The 529-nt window shown below is 45.6% G+C and carries 2 protein-coding genes; one reads left to right on the top strand and one right to left on the bottom strand.

Annotation, left to right across the window (positions count from 1 at the left end):
- A partial coding sequence (locus R7E78_RS30145) for a helix-turn-helix transcriptional regulator (RefSeq protein ID WP_318059145.1) occupies positions 1–224 on the top strand: 224 nt, incomplete at its 5' end.
- Between the two features lie 76 nt (positions 225–300).
- Here the strand turns inward: R7E78_RS30145 and R7E78_RS30140 are convergent.
- Positions 301–529 (bottom strand): pyridoxine 5'-phosphate oxidase C-terminal domain-containing protein (locus R7E78_RS30140; protein ID WP_318059144.1); only part of this gene is annotated, 229 nt, incomplete at its 5' end.

Here is a 529-nt window from a genome sequence, read left to right as displayed (position 1 = left end):
CGCTATTTTTACTGCTTTACGGCAAAAAACCTCAGTTTATTTCTCAAGTGATGGGCATCTCCACAAAAACGGTAGAAGGGCACGTCGCACGTCTAAGAAACAAGTTTGAAGCGAATAGTAAGAACGAGCTGATCGATAAAGCAATGGAGGCAGGCTATGGCTCTGTTGTACCCAAAACGCTGCTTAAACATCAGCTTTCTGTTGTTTTGAATGGAGAGCGCTAACGCCACGCCGCTTTATCTTTATAAACACAAACACCGCCTAAATGGCGGTGTTTTGTTAGGCGTTAAATAAGATGCCCTATGGCGCGAGACGGTCGATATCCCATTCGCCATCGTGTTGAGAGAATAGGAAACGGTCATGCAGACGATGCTCACCGCCTTGCCAAAACTCAATGCTTTGCGGTTTAACTCTAAAGCCGCCCCAAAATGTTGGCATTGGAATTTCACCTTTGGCAAATTTCTGTTTGAGCTCAAGGAACTTACCTTCCAGCACTCCACGAGCAGAAATACGGCTACTTTGCTTACTC

The organism is Vibrio sp. YT-19(2023) (assembly GCF_033337395.1).
The sequence above is the reverse complement of the archived record's forward strand: the minus strand, read 5'-3'. Positions and strand labels throughout refer to the sequence as shown.